The organism is Streptomyces chisholmiae (assembly GCF_031845445.1).
GTDB lineage: Bacteria > Actinomycetota > Actinomycetes > Streptomycetales > Streptomycetaceae > Streptomyces > Streptomyces chisholmiae.
Genome location: NZ_JAVREO010000006.1, coordinates 174,861 through 189,542, shown reverse-complemented (window position 1 = coordinate 189,542; position 14,682 = coordinate 174,861). Strand labels below are relative to the sequence as shown.

Sequence of the window (14,682 nt, the reverse complement as noted above, 5' to 3'; positions counted from 1 at the left end):
ACCCTGGACCGCTGATCAGGTGTTTACCGTCGCATGGACTCTGCCTACGGCTTCTGGAAACCTGGTGCCAAAACTTTCTGTCATCGTCGCCTGCCACAACGTGCAGGATTTCCTGCCCACCACCCTGCGCGGACTGTCCCGGAACGCCGGGCCGGAGACGGAGTTCATCCTGGTCGATGACCGTTCCGTGGACGCGACCGGGGAGATCCTCGGCCGTGCGGAGGGCGAGTTGGCGCGCTCCAGAGTGATCAGGCACGAGACCAACCGGGGCATCTCGCAGGCCCGGAACACCGGGATCGAGGCGGCCAACGGCGAGTACCTGACCTTCCTCGACGGGGACGACTGGTACGCCCCCGGATACCTCGACGAACTGGTCACCGCCATCGAGGAGTTGGACTGCGACGTGGTGCGCACCGACCACGTGCAGTCCACCGCGCGCCGGCGCACCGTGGTGCGCGCCCCCGCGCCCCGCCGCGACGTCGCCTTCGACCCCAGGTCGGCGATCGGCCCGGCCGACCGGAAGACCATGGTCGACTACCCCTTCGTGTGGGCGGGGATCTACCGCCGGGCGCTGCTGGAGGAGCGCGGGCTGCGCTTCGAGACCGGCCTGCGCACCGCCGAGGACCGGTTGTTCACCTGGCAGTTGCATCTGCGGGCCAGGAAGATGGCGAGCGTCGGCCTGCTCGGCGTCTTCTACCGGCGTGGCGTCACCACCTCGCTCACCCAGATCAAGGACGAGCGGCAGTTGGACTTCCTCCCGGCGCACGACCGGATACTCGCCGAGGTCTCGGACGATCCGGAGGCGGAGCGTTTCCTGCCGAAGATCATCCGGACCTACTGCGCGATGATCGCCTTCCACGCGGCCAACGCCGACGGCTATGAGCCGGCGGCGGCCAGGCGGCTCAAGCGGGAGGCGGCCGCGGCCCTGCACCGCTTCCCGCCCGAGCTGCTGGAACGCACCCTGACGGCGATGGGTGAGGAACGGGGCCGGGTGCTGCGGCGGCTGGCCGGCCGGAACCGGAAGGCGGTCGTGGCATGACGGGCACCAGCGGGCGGCGCGTCCAGCTCTTCGAGGTCTCCACGCTCTACGGCGCGGCCACCCTGGCCGCCGCGCTGGACGCCGGCCAGTTCGGCCCGCGCGGCTCGGCCACCCGGGTGCTGCTGCTGTCCAACAACGCGGCGGTGCCCGAGGTCGCCCCCGGCCTGCCGGAGATGGCCGGCTGGGACGCGGTCGCCGCCCGCTTCGACCGGGTGCTGGACTGGAACGAGGCGATCCGCCCGTTCCACCCCGGCGACTGGCGTCCGCTGGACCGGGACGCGGTGCTCTGGCAGCGGCTGCTGCGCCGCTACTGGGAGTTGGGCGACGGGCCGGTCGAGCTGGTGCTGGAGTCGGTGCACGCGGTGCCGGCCGCCGCGCTGGCCGTCATCTTCTCGGACGCCGACATCCACGTGTACGCGGACGGCCTGATGAGCTACGGCCCCACCCGGGACCGGCTGCCCGCCAACACCGCCGTCCGGCTGCGCCGGCTGCTCCACCTGGACCTGGTGCCAGGACTGCGCCCGCTGCTGCTCTCCGAGTACGACACCCCGGCCGAGACGGTGCCGGGCGACGCGTTCCGCGCGGTGCTCGACGAGATCACCGCGGCCACCCCGCGGCCGGGGCAGGAGCTGGGCGTGGAGCGCCCGGCGGTGCTGCTCGGCCAGTACCTGGCGGCGCTGGACATCCTGACCCAGGACGAGGAGGAGGCGCTGCACGAGCGGATGCTGCGCGGCGCGGCCGTCGCCGGCTTCCGGTCCGTGGTCTTCAAGCCGCACCCGACCGCGCCGGCCCACTACTCGAAGGTGCTGGAGAAGGCCGCCGCCGAGGCCGGCGTGCGGCTGACCGTGCTGGACACCCCGATGCTCGCCGAGTCGGTGTTCGCGCACTACCGGCCGGGGCTGGTGGTGGGCTGTTTCTCCACCGCGCTGCTGACCGCCTCCGTCTACTACGGGCTGCCGGTGGCCCGGGTCGGCACCGAGCCGCTGCTGGAGCGGATCACCCCGTACCAGAACAGCAACCGCGTGCCGCTGACCCTGGTGGACGCCCTGCTGCCGGACCTTGAGGTGGCGCAGAAGGGCGAAGTGGTCACCGAGCGGGCCGAGTTGGCCCAGAGCGTGGCCCCGCTGCTGCGCACCGTCGGCTACTGCATGCAGGCCAAGACCAACCCCGGGCTGCGCCCGGAGGCGGAACGCTGGCTGGCGACCCGGCTCGGCCCGGAGACCAACCGTTACTTCAAGCGCGCCCGGCTCACCGCGCTGGCCCTGCCGGGCGGCTTCGGCTCCCACCTGGCCCGCCAGCTCCCGGGCAGCGCCGCGGCGCTCCGGGTCGCCCGGCGGGTGCGCAAGGCGACCCGCGCCAAGCGCTGACCGAGGCCGACGACGAACGGCGCCCGCGCCCCCTCGGGGAGCGCGGGCGCCGTCGTGCGCGCCGGGCCTCGGCTCAGCCGAGGTAGCGGCGCAGGCCGAGCCTGCCCCAGAGCAGGCTGAGCCCGTAGGACAGCACGGTGGTCAGCGCCAGCACCGCGGGCAGGACCAGGGCGACCTGCCCGGCCGACAGGTCGGGCTGGACGATCCGGTCCACCAGCTCCTCGACGAAGAACACGTGCACCAGGTAGGCGCCGAGCGCGGCGTTGGCCAGCCGGGTGACCAGCGGGCGGCGGCGTTCCGGCACCCGGACGCGGACCAGCAGCAGGATCACGCAGATGCTCAACACCGCGACGAACGGGTGGGCGTTGGGGATCACGTAGTGGATGTCGGTGTTGTACCAGACGATGCCGACGATCACGGCGAGCGCCGTGCCGACCAGCGGCCAGCGCCAGCGCCTCGGCACTGGGCGGGCGGCGGAGAGCAGGAACGCGCCGCCCACCGCGTAGATCACCGAGTAGGTGCCGAAGCCCCAGCCGACGTGCGGCGTCGACCAGCCGGTGATCTCGTGCACCGTGGTCAGCGCCGGCCCGAGGCCGGCCACGCCCAGCAGCAACAGGCCGATCCCCCAGGGGCGCTGCCCGTCCCGCAGCAGCACGACGAAGCCCAGCAGCACCACGATCGGCAGATAGGCGTACATGAACCAGAGGTGGTACGCCGGTTGCACCGAGTCGAAGAGCGAGTCGACCGCGAGGTCGGCCATCGGGTCCTCGTTGCGGTTCCGCAGCCAGGCCCAGAGCAGGTAGAGCGCGGTCCAGAGGAACATCGGCACGGCGTTGCGGACCAGCCGTTGCCAGAGCCGGGAGCTGCTGCTGGGGGGCGCGCCGCTGATCACCGCCCAGCCGGCTATCGCGAAGAACACCGGGACCGCGAAGGAGGCGGCCGAGTCGCCGACGAAGCCCGCCCAGTAGACCGGCTCGCCCTCCGAGCGCCGCTGGTTCACGGCGTGGATCAGGGCGGCGGACACGTGCTCGATGATCACCGCGCAGGAGGCGACCAGGCGGAGCAGGTCGATGTCGAAGCGGTGCTCGCGCCGTGGCTTCGGCGGCTTCGGTTGGGCCTCGGCGGCCGGCGCCTGGGGCTCGGTGGCCGGTGCCGGCTCGGGACCGACGGGATCTGGGGCGTCCGCTCCGCCGGCGGGGGCGTCGCCGGTGGTGGTGTCGGTGGGCGTGTTGGTCGGCATGTCGCTCGGCTGGTTCCCGTCGTTGGTTCTCGGGGTCGTCTGGTGCCGCGCCGGTGCCGGCGGCAGGCCACCGGTCCCGGAGAACCCCGAAGAGCGAACGCGCCGAGGAGTGTGACAGGCCGGAAACCGCCCGATGTCGGCGGTGGGCTGGGGCGGAGCGAACCTAGCTGGGGCATGCCAACTCCCCGTCGCGGCGAGGCGTACGGGCGGTGAACTTCGGGCCAAGGCACGTGGCGGGCGTGTTCGGCGCGGTGGTGGGCGGGGGTGGGGTAGGCCACACCGCCGCTCGGCGGGGCGGCTCTCGCACCCGCGTTCGATCCCGGTTTGGCGCTCTTTGGGGTGGTAGGTCCGCCGGTGGGCGGCGGCCGTCCGGGCCGGGCCCGGTGCGACGATGGCCGGATGGTCATGGATCTGGGCGGCGGCGAGCTGGCGCTCCTCGCGGTGGCGGCCGTCCTGGTCGGGGTGGCCAAGACCGCGATCGGCGGGGTCGCCTCCATCACGGTGGCGCTCTTCGCCACCGCGCTGCCCGCCAAGGAGTCCAGCGGCGCGCTGCTGCCGCTGCTGATCGTCGGCGACCTGCTGGCCGTCGCCGCCTACCGCCGGCACGCCGACTGGAGCGCGCTGCTGCGGCTCTTCCCCTCGGTGGCCGCCGGCATCCTGGCCGGCACCTGGTTCGTCTCCCGGGTCGACGACACGGTGATGCGCCGCACCATCGGCGGGGTGCTGCTCTTCGTGGTCCTCGTCCACCTCTGGCAGCGCCGCCGCCGGGGCGAGTCCAAGCCGCCGGCCGTGCTCTTCGGACTGCTCGCCGGCTTCACCACGATGGTCGCCAACGCGGGCGGCGCGGTGATGGCGGTCTACCTGCTGGCCGCCGGCTTCCCGATGCTGACCTTCCTCGGCACGGCCGCCTGGTTCTTCCTGATCGTCAACCTCTTCAAGGTGCCGTTCAGCGCCGGCCTCGGACTGATCACCGTGGAGTCCCTGGGCCTCAACGCGCTGCTGATCCCCGGCGTGCTGCTGGGCGCGCTGCTCGGCCGGCTGCTGATCCGCTGGCTGCAGAAGAGCGACCGGCAACAGCTCTTCCAACAGCTGATCCTCGGCTTCACCGTGGTCTCCGCGCTGAACCTGCTGCGTTAGGTCGTCCCGGTCGTCCCGGCCCTCCCCGTCCCGGTCTACCCCGTCCCGGTCTTCCCCGTCCCGGTCGTCCCGGCCCGCGTACCCGGACCCGTCTGCGGCTCCGTCTCCGTCGGCTCGGTCGTCTCCGTCTGGTCGGTCGTTTCGTCGGTCGGGTCGGCCGGTGCCGCCGGGCGGTGGCCGGTCGCGTCCCGGCCCGCCGTCCGGCGGGCCCAGGCCAGGGCGGCGCCGCCCACCGCCAGCGCCCAGCTGGCCGCGAACGGCGGTGAGCCGGCCGCCAGTTGGCCGGCGGCCAGCGCCGGCAGGGTCACCAGCGGCGCCCTGGCCAGCCAGAACAGCGCCTGCACCGGACCGGTGTCGCCGAGCGGTGTCTCCACCCCGAGCAGCGTCGCCGGCGGCATCGTCCCCCGGTGCGCGCTGACCAGCGCCGCGCCCACCAGCGCCGGCGCCCAGGCGCCGGCCAGCACCAGACGGCCGGCCGGGGCGCCGAGCGCCGCCGCCACCGGCAGCGTGGCCAGCAGCAGGGCGCCCGGCAGCAGCGCGTGGCGCAGCGCCAACGCGCCGCGCCGCCAGGGCAGCTGGCCGGCCCGTTCCGGGCGCTCACCGTCCAGCCTGGCCGGCTCCACCAGTTGGGCCGCCGCCAGGTAGCCGGTGCCCAAGGCCAGCAGGCCCGCTTCTTGATGGTCGAGGGACAGCAGCGCCAACGTCGCGGCCCACAGCGCCAGCCCGCCGCCCGTGCGCCCCGGGGCGCGCAGCAGCCCGAGGGCGTCCCGCCAGGGCACCAGCAGCCACCGGGCGCGTGGCGCGCGCAGCCGGCGCCCGGTGGCGCGCCGCATCCGGCGCGGCGCCCGGAGCGCGCCGAGCGCCACCCCCGGGTCGAACCCGTACAGCGCGGCCGTGAACACGTGGGCCACCCGGGTCTGTTGGCGCAGCACCGCGGCCGGCAGCGCCACCGCGGCGCGCCGTGCCAGCCCCAGCGCCCCCGCCGTGACCAGCAGCGTCAGCACTCCACCCAGCACCCCGTCGAGCACCGGGACCCGGCCGGCAGCGGCGGCCAGCGGCAGCGCGGCCCAGCCCCACGGCCCGGACCACAGCACCAGCCGCCCGCCACCGGCGCCCGCCGCCGCCAACGCGAGCCCCGCGTGCGCCACCAGCGCCCCGGCGACCACCGCCAGCACCAGCCGCTGGCGCGCGCCCCGCCGACCGCCCCACCACCACGGGTGGTACCGCTGGGTCACCACCCCGACGGTGACCGCCAACAGCCCGACCGCCAGCCCGCCGCCCGCGCCGGCCAGCAGCACCGGCCACGGTCGGCCGCCGCCCACCGCGTACGTCACGAGTCCGGCCAGCGTGCCGAGCAGCGCGCCCAGCACCCCGCTCACCAGCCAGGACCGTCGGAGCCTCGGCAGCAACAGCGCGGCCCGCGACACCGGTTGTGGCACCAGCCAGTGCACCGTCGCCGCCGGCAGCCGCACCGGGCCGCGCCAGAAGGCGAGTTGGGCCGTGCCCAGCAGCGCCAGCCCGACCAGCGCCGGCGCCAGCGCCGGCAACGCGGTCAGCACCCGGTCCGCGGTCGGCCCGCGCCACCGCCCGGCGGCGGCGACGTCGGCCAGCGCCGCCAGGTAGGGCACCCCGTAGATGGCGGCGAACAGCAGCACGCAGTACCCGACGTAGAGTGCCCGCCGGCGCCGGGCCGCGCGCCCCCGGGCGCGGAACTCATCCAGCCGGCGCAGCACTTCCGGACCCGCCTGCCCCATCGACGGACTCCTCCCCCCGGCCGCTCAGCCGGCCCGCGGCGGCGCGGCTCCGCCGCCGCGCCCGGATCTGTCGCCGGCGTCCGGCCCGGCCTCGCCGGCCCCGGCCGCCCCGGCCGCCTCGGTGGCCTCGGTGGCCTCGGTGGCCTCGGTGGCCTCGGGCCCGGCCGTACCACGCTCGACGTGCACCGCCGCCTCGGCCTCGTCGCTTCCGCCGGCGGCCTCGGCCTCGTGCGCCGTCCCGGCGGCCCGGGCCCCGTCCGCGCCGGTACCGGCCTCGTTTCCGTCCCCGGCCCCGGCCCCGGCCACGTCCCCGTCCCCGGCCCCGGCCTCGGCCCCGTCGTGCACCGTCTCGCCGTCGTGCGCCGTCCCGGCGGCCCGGGCCCCGTCCCCGTCGTACGCCGCCCCGTCGGCGCCGGCGGCCGGCCCGCGCCCGGCGCGGCCGGCGCCGCCGGTTGCGCCGCCGGCCGCCGGCCGGAGGGTGCCGTCGGTCAGGACCAGCCGGCGGTCGGCGGTGCGGGCGGCGAGCGCGTCGTCGTGGGTGGCCAGCAGCACGGCCGTGCCGCCGGCCGCCGCGCCCCGCAGCCGCTCGGCCAGCGCGGCGCGGGCCCGGCTGTCCAGGTGGGCCTCCGGCTCGTCCAGGACCAGCAGCGCGCACGGCCGGACCCGGGTCGCGGCCAGCGACAGCAGCTGGCCCAGGCCGGCGGAGAGCGCGTCGGGGAACTGCTCGGCGTGGTCGGCCAGTCGGTGCTCGGCCAGCGCGTCCGCCACCCGCGCCTCGGCGTCCGGCACCCCGTGCGCCAGCGCGACCAGCAGCAGATGTTCCCGGACGGTGAGGTCCGGGTAGTGCGCGCCGGGGCCCAGCGCGCAGGCCACCTCGGCCCGGAAGGCGGCGTCGTCCTCGCTGGCCGGCGCCCCCCGGAAGGTCGCCGTGCCGGCGTCCGGCCGTTCCCGTCCGGCGGCGATCCGCAGCAGGGTGGACTTGCCGGCGCCGTTCGGCCCCAGCACGGCGACGATCTCGCCGGCGCCCAGCGTCAGGGCGACGTCGTCGAGCACGGGGCGCCGCCCGTAGGCGTGGGTCACGCCGGTCAGGCGCAGGATCTCGGGCACCCGACCAGCAGATCACGCCGCGTCAGGGCGGCCGTCGGCGGGTCCCGCCCGCCGGATGGCGGCGCCCGACGCGCCGCCGGTGGCCGGCCGGGACAGCATGGGAGGCATGCTGTTGGCCGAGGTCGCGCGCACCTGGCGGGAGGTCGCGGCCACCACCGCCAGGTCGGCGAAGGTGGCCGCGCTGGGTCGGCTGTTCGCCGACACCGACCCCGCCCTGGCGCCCGTGGTGACCACCTGGCTGGCCGGCCGGCTGCCGCAGCGCCGGCTCGGGGCCGGCTGGCGGGCGCTGGCCGGTGGCCCGCCGCCGGCCGGCACGGCCACCCTGACGGTGGCCGCGACCGACGCGGCGCTGACCGCGGTCAGCCAGGTCGCCGGGGCCGGTTCGGAGGCGGCCAGGCGCCGCCTGCTGCACGGCCTGCTGGCCGAGGCAACCGAGGCCGAACAGGCGTTCCTGACCGGCCTGATCAGCGGCGAGCTGCGGCAGGGCGCGCTGGACGCGCTGGTCGTCGAGGGGCTGGCGGTGGCCGGGGACGCGCCGCCGGCGGCGGTGCGGCGGGCGGTGATGCTCGGCGGTTCGCTGGGCGCGGTCGCCGAGGCGCTGCTGGCCCGCGGCCCGGCGGCGCTGGCCGAGTTCGGGCTGCGGGTGGGCCGCCCGGTGCTGCCGATGCTGGCCAGGAGCGCCGCCTCGCTGGACGAGGGGCTGGACCGGCTCGGCCCGTGCGCGGTGGAGGAGAAGCTGGACGGCATCCGGGTGCAGGTGCACCGGGACGGCGAGCGGGTGCGGATCTACACCAGGACGCTGGACGAGATCACCGAGCGGCTGCCCGAGGTGCGGCGGGCCGCGCTGGAGTTGGCGGTGACCAGCGCGGTGCTGGACGGCGAGGTGATCGCGCTGGACCCGGCGGGCCGGCCACGGCCGTTCCAGGAGACGGCGGGCCGGGTCGGCTCCCGGCTGGACGTGGCGGGCGCGCACGCCACACTGCCGCTCTCGCCGGTCTTCTTCGACCTGTTGGCGGTGGACGGCCGGGAGCTGCTGGACCGGCCGACCGAGGAGCGGCACGCCGAGCTGGCGCGGATCGCGCCGGCGCCGCGCCGGGTGCGGCGGCTGCTGGTCGGCGACCCGGCGGACCCGGAACAGCGGGCGGCGGCCCGGGAGTTCCTGTCCGCCACGCTGGCCGGCGGCCACGAGGGGGTGCTGCTCAAGTCGGTGGACGCGCCGTACGCGGCCGGCCGCCGGGGCGCGGCCTGGCTGAAGGTGAAGCCGGTGCACACCCTGGAGCTGGTGGTACTGGCGGCCGAGTGGGGCCACGGCCGGCGGGCCGGGTGGCTCTCCAACCTGCATCTGGGGGCGCGCGGCGAGGACGGTGCGCCGGTGATGCTGGGCAAGACGTTCAAGGGGCTGACCGACGCGCTGCTGGCCTGGCAGACCGAGCGGTTGTGCGCGCTGGCGGAGGTCGAGGAGCCGTGGGGGGTGCGGGTGCGGCCGGAGTTGGTGGTCGAGGTGGCCATCGACGGGGTGCAGCGGTCCACCCGTTACCCGGCGGGGGTGACGCTCAGGTTCGCCCGGGTGGTGCGGTACCGGGCGGACAAGTCCCCGGCGGAGGCCGACACGGTGGCCACCGTGCGCTCGTACTTGCGGTGACTTTGGGGTAGTTCAGGGCGGTTTGACGGGACGGGTCAACCGCACCGTGACCTACGTGGCCGCATTGTTATGGCGACAGCCGAAACAAACCGGCGATTTCGCGCATCTTTACCTGTGAGGCCTGAACGAGGTCCAGGTAACCCAGGGGGGAACTCTGATGCGCTCCGCGCCCGTCCGACTGCCATCGAGCAGCGTCCGCATGTCCTCGCGTCGCGGCCCGCGCGGCGCGCTGCTCTCCGCCGTCGCCGCGGTGGCCGCCGGTGGGTTGTTGCTGTCCGGTTGTGCCGCCCAGGGGCAGGAGGCGCCCGACGACGACCCGGCCGCCTCCCAGGAGGAGACCGCTCCCGAGGAGGAGAACGACGACGAGGCCGGCGGCGAGGAGCCGTCCGAGGAGCCGGCCGAGCCGGCCATCCTGGCCTTCGGCGCCGAGTCCGAGCAGGTGCGGGAGTTGCAGGCCCGGCTGGCCCAGCTGGGCCACTTCACCGCCCAGCCCACCGGGTACTACGGCGATGTCACGGTCGGCGCGGTCTCCGAGTACCAGCGCGCGGGCGGGCTCGACGTCTCCGGCGAGGTCACCCAGTCCACCTGGGACGCGCTGCTGGCGGCGACGAGCGATCCGACCGAGGACGAGCTGTTCCCGCCCCAGCAGGTGCTCGGCTACGGGGACAACTCGGACCAGGTGCGGGAGTTGCAGGCCCGGCTCGCCCAGCTCGACCACTTCGCGGACAACCCGACGGGCTACTACGGCGACGTCACCGCCGCCGCCGTCAGCTCCTTCCAGTCGGCCGCCGGCCTGGAGGCCAGCGGCACGGTCTTCGACGACACCTGGGAGGCGCTGGTCGGGCAGACCGCCCAGCCCACCGAGGAGGAGATGTTCCCGCCCCTCGAAGTGCCCGAGGTGGAGCCGGAGAACGAGCTGGACGAGCGCTGCCTGACCGGCCGGGCGCTCTGCGTCTCCAAGACGAGCAACACCCTCTCCTGGGTGGTCGACGGCGAGGTCCGGATGACGGTCGACGTTCGCTTCGGCGCCGAGGAGACGCCCACCCGCGAGGGCGAGTTCGACGTCTACTGGAAGTCCAGGCACCACCACTCGACGCTCTACGACTCCCCGATGCCGTACGCCATGTTCTTCGACGGCGGCCAGGCGGTGCACTACTCGGAGGACTTCGCGGCCAACGGCTACAACGGCGCCTCCCACGGCTGTGTCAACGTCCGGGACGAGGCGGCGATAGCGGCGCTGTTCGACGAGGTGACAGAGGGCGACAAGGTCGTCGTCTACTGGTGACCTGAGCGCCGGCCGCCGCCGGGGGGTGGGCGGCGGCCGGGGCCGGGGGCGAGAATGCGCCCATGAGGTACGTGGTGATCGGAGCGGGCGCGGTCGGCGGGGCCATCGGCGGCCGGCTGGCGCAGAGTGGCCACCAGGTGGTGCTGGTCGCCCGAGGGGCGCACGCACAGGCGATGCGCGCCGACGGCCTGCGGCTGGACACGCCGGAGGAGTCCCTGCTGCTGCGACCCGCGGTGGCCGAGGGCCCGGAGGACGTCGAACTGACCCCGGACGACGTGCTGTTGCTCGCCGTCAAGGTGCAGGACAGCGTCGCCGCGCTGGACGCCTGGGCGCGCCGGCCGGTGGCCGGCGGCGGCACCGCGGGCGAGCGGCTGCCGCTGCTCTGCGCCCAGAACGGCGTGGCCGGCGACCGGCTGGCGCTGCGCCGCTTCCGCCGGGTCCACCCGGTCTGCGTCTGGCTGCCGGCCCAGTACCTCACGCCGGGCCGGGTGGTGGCGCCCTGCGCCCCCTACACCGGGATGCTGCACCTCGGTGACTACCCCGCCCGCCCCGACGGGATGGACGAGGCGACGCTCCGGCCCATCGCCGATGACCTGGAACGGTCCCGTTTCCTGGCCTTCCTGACCCCCGAGGTGTCCCACTGGAAGTACGCCAAGCTGCTGGCCAATTTGGCCAACAGCCTGGAGGCGCTGTGCGGCCCGCTCGCCGACGACCGGCGGCTGACCGAGGCGTACGACCTGGTCAGGGCCGAGGGCGAGGCGGTGTTGACGGCGGCCGGCATCCCCTGGGTCAGCCAGCGGCGGGAGCGGGAGCTGCGCGGCGAGCGGATGCGGATCCGCCCGGTGCCCGGCGCCGAGCCCAGCGCCAACTCCTCCTGGCAGAGCCTGCGCCGGGGCACCGGATCGATCGAGGCCGACTACCTCAACGGCGAGATCGTGCTGCTCGGCCGGCTGCACGGGGTGCCGACCCCGTGGAACGCGACGCTGAGCCGGCTGGCCGGCACGTTCGCGGCGGAGGGTCGGGAGCCGGGCTCACTGCCGGTCGCCGAGCTGCTCACCGAGGTTGACGGGGCGGCCGCCTGAACGGGGGCCTGGCCGGCCAGGCCTCGGCCTGACGGGGGTGGGCCGGGGGCCGGTCCGACCGGGCCGGTGCGGGTCTGCGAGGCGGGCGCGGTCTCGATGACCGGGCCGCGACCAACCGGCTGGGTGCCGGCCCGTTGCCCGGTCAGGCGCGGCCGGTCGGGCCCGCCTGCCGGCGGGCCAGCTCGGCCAGCGTGTGGGCTAGCTCGGCGGCCTGGTCGGTGCGTCCGGACCAGTCGTCGGTGACCAGGCCGAGATAGCCGGCCCGGGCGTGGGCCAGCAACGCCCGGGCCGGCGCCGGCAGTCGCGGCGCCACCGCGGCGGCCGCCGCGTCCTTGGGCACGATCTCCCCCGTCTCCAGGGTGACCACGACCCGGGCCAGGGTGAGCAGCGCGTTGCGCTCGTCCCCCGCGACGCCGGCCAGCAGCTCGGGGACCACGGCCAGCACCGCCCGGCGCAGCCGGTCCGGCGCGATCGCCGGCAGCAGCGAGGTCAGTTCCGGGCCGCGCAGCACCCGGTTCCGGGACCGCGCGGTGGCCAGCAGGATCACGACGTCCGGGTCGGCGGTCGGCCGTGGCAGTCGCCCGGCGACCAGCTCGGCCCGCAGCCACTCGCCGTACTGGAAGTCGTACGCCGGCGGTGCGGCGCCGGCGGCCGACTGGTCCAGCCGGCCCAGCTGGTCCAGCGTCAGGACGGTCAGCTCCACCGGCCGCCGCGCCGCGGCCGCCGGGAAGGTCTCGGCGTGCCCGCGCCAGCCGGAGTGGGCCAGCAACAGCGCGACCAGCGACCGCCGTTCGGCGGCGCTCAGCGAGGCGCTGACCACCAGCAGCAGGTCGAGGTCGCTCTCCGGGCGGAGCCCGCCGGCCGCCGCCGAGCCGTAGAGGTAGGCGCCGACCGGCCCTCCGGGCCGCTCCCGGTCCAGGTGGTCGAGCACCGCCGTGAGCACCTCGTCCATCCGTCCTCCGATCCCCGTGTTCCCGTCCAGCACCGTCAACTCTGCCCGAACGCCTCCCGGCGGCCGTCCCCGGGACGCGGCCGGGCGCCTACCCTGGCGGTGGGCGACGCCGGGTCCTCGGCGGCGACCACGGGACGGGACCGGGGGAGGGACGCCGTGACGGTCGAGGCCGCCGCGCCGGGCGCGGGCGAGCGGGGGCGGGTGGCGCGGCACGGCCCCGAGGTGGTGAAGACGCACCGCGCGGACACCGACCCGGCGGCGCTGCGGGTGCGGGTCCAGGTGGCGCGCTGGCCGGGCCTGGGCGGGGTGTTGCTGCCCCCACTGGCCGAACCGGCCGTGCGGGAGGGCCGGTTGGTGACCCGCTGGCCCTACGGCGAGCCCGTCGACCAGGCCGTGCCGGAGCGCTATCCCTGGGCGGCGGCCGGGGCGTTGCTGGCCCGGTTGCACGCGGCGCCGCTGGCCGAGCTGCCCGGGCCGCTGCCGGCCGCCGGCGGCCGGCAGCGGCTGGCGCGGGCCGTGCGGCGGCTGCGCGGGCTCCCGCCGGAGCCCCGGCTGGGGGCTGCCCGGCGGCTGGTGCTGCGGGCGCACCGGCGTCCCCTCCCGCCGCCCGGCCGGCAACCGGCCCTGTGCCACGGGGACTTCCACCTGGGGCAGCTGGTGAGGGCGGCCGGCCCGCCGGCCGGCTGGCGGCTGATCGACATCGACGACCTCGGGGTCGGCGACCCGGCCTGGGACCTGGCCAGGCCGGCGGCCTGGTACGCCGCCGGCCTGTTGCCGCCCGAGGACTGGCAACAGCTGCTGGCCGGCTACCGGTTGGTCGAGCCCGACGCCGCCGGTGCGGCCGGCGACCCGTGGCCGTGGCTGGAGGGCCCGGCCCGGGCGCTGACCGTGCAGAGCGCCGCCCAGGAGGTGGCGCGGGCTCAGCTGGAGGCCCGTCAACTCTCGGAGGCCGGCGTGGCGTTGGTGGATGCCTGTGGCCGGATCGCCGGCCTGCCGTAGGGTGTTGGGGACAGCAGATCGACCCTGGAGCCGATGATGCAGTGTCCCAAGTGTGGTGCGCCGATGCACACGTTCACCCGTAGCGGCGTTCAGATCGAGCAGTGCTCCGGCTGCCGGGGGATTTTCCTCGACTACGGCGAGCTGGAGCACATCACCAAGCTGGAGGGCCAGTGGTCCCAGCCGGGTCCGCCGCCGCCCGGCCCGCAGCCGGGCTACCAGCAGCAGCCGCCGCCCGGGCCCGGCTGGGGCGCTCCCCAGCACGGTGGCCACCACGGCGGTCACCACGGCGGGCACTACGGCCACCGCCGCAAGGGCGGCCTCTCCGGCCTGTTCTTCTCCTCCTGACCCGGGCTGATCCGCGCTGACCCAGGCTGATCCGCACTGACCCGGGCTGACCCGGGCTGATCCGCGCTGACCCTGGGCCGGTCTCGGCCGGGGCCGAGCCGGTCCGCGCTGAGCCGCACCGTTCGGCGCCGGTCCCGGCCGCTACGCCGCCCCGCCCCGGGTCCCTCTTTTCGCCGGCGCCCGGGTCGGCCTCCGCACGAGGCCGACCCGGGCGCCGTTCCCGTACGGGTGTGCGGGGCGATGGGCTCCGAACCGGTGAAAATTCGCGACTCGGCACAAGTGGGCCTTCCGGTGGGTGATGGTGTGAGTACGGAAGGTTAAGAGGCACACCGACTTGGAGTGAGGATGGCAGGGAGCGTTCGGAGCGCGGGGTCGCGCTGCCCTCGGCGTGGGCTGGTGGGGGCGGCGTGAGGGCGCGGGTCTCCCTCGGCGGCATCAGCTTCTCCGGGGTCAGCGGCTGGCCGGTGCCGCACCGGGGCACCGGCGGCAACGAGTGGGTCACCGGGCGGTGTTGGCTCTACTGCCGGCGGGAGAACATCAGCGTGCTGTGGATCGGCCCGATCCGCGCCCCCCGGGCGGACGGTGACCTGTACGCCTGCGGGCAGTGCATCGCCGAGCTGGTGCACATGGTCTACGAGGAGCAGCACCGGCTGGACCTGCCGGTCCAACCGCAGGGCTGACCCCCGCCGGACCGCGGCGGCCGGCCGGCCGCCGCCAGGCGGTAGCGTCGCGG

13 protein-coding genes are annotated in these 14,682 nt (G+C 75.9%); 9 read left to right on the top strand and 4 right to left on the bottom strand.

Annotated features, from left to right (window positions below; translation table 11 throughout):
• Positions 1–64 precede the first annotated feature (64 nt).
• Entirely contained in the window at positions 65–1,039 is a 975-nt protein-coding gene (locus RM844_RS12210) for a glycosyltransferase family 2 protein (RefSeq protein ID WP_311667109.1), read from the top strand.
• A complete protein-coding gene (locus RM844_RS12205) occupies positions 1,036–2,406 on the top strand; it encodes a polysialyltransferase family glycosyltransferase (RefSeq protein WP_311667108.1) in 1,371 nt (456 codons plus the stop codon). Before RM844_RS12210 ends, RM844_RS12205 begins: the two co-directional genes overlap by 4 nt.
• A 73-nt stretch (positions 2,407–2,479) precedes the next feature.
• Here RM844_RS12205 and RM844_RS12200 read toward each other — a convergent pair whose 3' ends face one another.
• Positions 2,480–3,646, bottom strand: a complete 1,167-nt coding sequence (locus RM844_RS12200) for an acyltransferase (RefSeq protein ID WP_311667107.1) — start codon at positions 3,644–3,646, stop codon at positions 2,480–2,482.
• Positions 3,647–4,051: 405 nt separating this feature from the next.
• Here RM844_RS12200 and RM844_RS12195 point away from each other — a divergent pair, with 405 nt between their 5' ends.
• Positions 4,052–4,783 carry a sulfite exporter TauE/SafE family protein gene (locus tag RM844_RS12195; protein ID WP_311667271.1) on the top strand — a complete coding sequence of 244 codons (732 nt, stop codon included), beginning with the start codon at positions 4,052–4,054 and terminating at the stop codon, positions 4,781–4,783.
• Between the two features lie 35 nt (positions 4,784–4,818).
• Here the strand turns inward: RM844_RS12195 and RM844_RS12190 are convergent, their stop codons facing one another.
• Positions 4,819–6,537: a DUF6297 family protein gene (locus RM844_RS12190; RefSeq protein WP_311667106.1), complete on the bottom strand. Its 1,719-nt coding sequence runs from the start codon at positions 6,535–6,537 to the stop codon at positions 4,819–4,821.
• A gap of 24 nt (positions 6,538–6,561) precedes the next feature.
• Positions 6,562–7,644: an ABC transporter ATP-binding protein gene (locus RM844_RS12185; protein ID WP_311667105.1), complete on the bottom strand. Its 1,083-nt coding sequence runs from the start codon at positions 7,642–7,644 to the stop codon at positions 6,562–6,564.
• Between the two features lie 106 nt (positions 7,645–7,750).
• Between RM844_RS12185 and RM844_RS12180 the strand changes: the two genes are divergently transcribed.
• The 3 genes from RM844_RS12180 (at position 7,751) to RM844_RS12170 (ending at position 11,653) form a co-directional block, all read left to right on the top strand.
• Positions 7,751–9,286, top strand: coding sequence for an ATP-dependent DNA ligase (locus tag RM844_RS12180; RefSeq protein ID WP_311667270.1), 1,536 nt, complete (start codon positions 7,751–7,753; stop codon positions 9,284–9,286).
• Between the two features lie 199 nt (positions 9,287–9,485).
• Complete coding sequence (locus RM844_RS12175) at positions 9,486–10,571, top strand: L,D-transpeptidase family protein (RefSeq protein WP_311667104.1); 1,086 nt, start codon at positions 9,486–9,488, stop codon at positions 10,569–10,571.
• A 62-nt stretch (positions 10,572–10,633) separates the two neighbouring features.
• Positions 10,634–11,653 carry a ketopantoate reductase family protein gene (locus RM844_RS12170; RefSeq protein ID WP_311667103.1) on the top strand — a complete coding sequence of 340 codons (1,020 nt, stop codon included), beginning with the start codon at positions 10,634–10,636 and terminating at the stop codon, positions 11,651–11,653.
• A gap of 142 nt (positions 11,654–11,795) precedes the next feature.
• Here RM844_RS12170 and RM844_RS12165 read toward each other — a convergent pair whose 3' ends face one another.
• Entirely contained in the window at positions 11,796–12,605 is an 810-nt protein-coding gene (locus RM844_RS12165; RefSeq protein WP_311667102.1) for an aminoglycoside adenylyltransferase domain-containing protein, read from the bottom strand.
• A 156-nt stretch (positions 12,606–12,761) separates the two neighbouring features.
• On the opposite strand from RM844_RS12165, the gene RM844_RS12160 reads away from it, so the two are divergent.
• The 3 genes from RM844_RS12160 (at position 12,762) to RM844_RS12150 (ending at position 14,629) form a co-directional block, all read left to right on the top strand.
• Positions 12,762–13,604 carry a phosphotransferase family protein gene (locus RM844_RS12160; RefSeq protein WP_311667101.1) on the top strand — a complete coding sequence of 281 codons (843 nt, stop codon included), beginning with the start codon at positions 12,762–12,764 and terminating at the stop codon, positions 13,602–13,604.
• 33 nt (positions 13,605–13,637) lie between these two features.
• Positions 13,638–13,949: a TFIIB-type zinc ribbon-containing protein gene (locus RM844_RS12155; protein WP_311667100.1), complete on the top strand. Its 312-nt coding sequence runs from the start codon at positions 13,638–13,640 to the stop codon at positions 13,947–13,949.
• A 407-nt stretch (positions 13,950–14,356) separates the two neighbouring features.
• On the top strand, positions 14,357–14,629 hold the full coding sequence (locus tag RM844_RS12150; RefSeq protein WP_311667099.1) for a hypothetical protein: 273 nt from the start codon (positions 14,357–14,359) through the stop codon (positions 14,627–14,629).
• Positions 14,630–14,682: the final 53 nt, after the last annotated feature.